The sequence below is a fragment of the Pontibacter rugosus genome, from assembly GCF_042678745.1.
Classification (GTDB): domain Bacteria; phylum Bacteroidota; class Bacteroidia; order Cytophagales; family Hymenobacteraceae; genus Pontibacter; species Pontibacter rugosus.
This window is the reverse complement of the sequence record NZ_JBHTLD010000436.1, coordinates 1-1126: the sequence shown is the minus strand read 5'-3', so window position 1 is coordinate 1126 and position 1126 is coordinate 1. Positions and strand designations below refer to the sequence as shown.

The 1126-nt window shown below is 40.9% G+C and carries 1 protein-coding gene; it reads left to right on the top strand.

Annotation, left to right across the window (positions count from 1 at the left end):
- Nucleotides 1–193 precede the first annotated feature (193 nt).
- Nucleotides 194–1024 carry a DUF1206 domain-containing protein gene (locus ACFQ2O_RS21765; protein WP_377533038.1) on the top strand — a complete coding sequence of 277 codons (831 nt, stop codon included), beginning with the start codon at nt 194–196 and terminating at the stop codon, nt 1022–1024.
- Nucleotides 1025–1126 lie beyond the last annotated feature (102 nt).

The window sequence follows — 1126 nt, the reverse complement described above, 5'->3', positions numbered from 1 at the left end:
TTTTACAAAATCATACACTCTGCAACAGCTTGCTTTAGAAGTACAGGTACTAATTAGCCTACTTCTGTACATCACTATCTAGGACAACATATGATAATAGATGCCAAAACTGCTAACATGCGGCTGCAACAACTATAGTGATGGATTTTGCGTGTATGGAAGGAATTAATATACATATTAAAGCACTCAAACTATGTCAGATATTTCTACCCAAGTACCAAACCCACCACCAGCGTGGATTGAAAATTTCGCAAAAATAGGCCTTACTTCTAAAGGGATAGTATACTGCCTGGTTGGTATTATAGCATTTATGGCGGCATTCGAATTACAGGGTAAAACTACTGAAAGTGCCGGAAAAGCAGGCATTTTAAAACTGATCCAGGATTTACCTGCTGGTAACATCCTGCTAGCTATAGTTGCCCTGGGTTTACTCTGCTATACTTTATGGCGTTTTATACAAGCTATAAAAGACACTGAAAGGAATGGTTCTGACGCAAAAGGGATTGGTAAACGCCTCCGTTACCTTTTCAGTGGGCTAGTATACGGTGCCTTTGCTTTTTTAGCAACTCAAATGGTCTTGGGAAACGGAGGCAGCAACGGGGATTCACGCCAGACACTTGTTACAAAGCTTCTGCAGCAGCCTTTTGGGCAATGGCTGGTAGGCATTGTAGCAGTAGCGACTATGCTTATCGGGTGTTATCAAATCTATTACGGCTACACAGAAAAATATAAAAAGAAAGTGAGTGGCGGAGGCTTGAAACACGAAATTGAAGAACAAATGATACGAGCAGGTAAGATTGGATACGTAGCACGAGGCGTTGTGTGGCTTGTTATTGGCTATTTATTTTTACAGGCTGCCCTACAGTCTAATCCTCAACAAGCAGGCGGTAACACTGCAGCATTTCAATTTTTAGAAAACTCTTCCTACGGATCGTTTATACTTGGTGCAGTTGCTATAGGCTTGGTTTGCTATGGCGTATTTATGTTTATGCGAGCCCGGTTTCAGCCTATTCATACATCTTAATTAATTTCACTTTTAATATTTGTTATGCCCATTGAGCTATCGTCAGTGGGCATAACTGTTTCTACCCCTGCTACTTTATTGCATTATCCTGCTTTTGCTGTA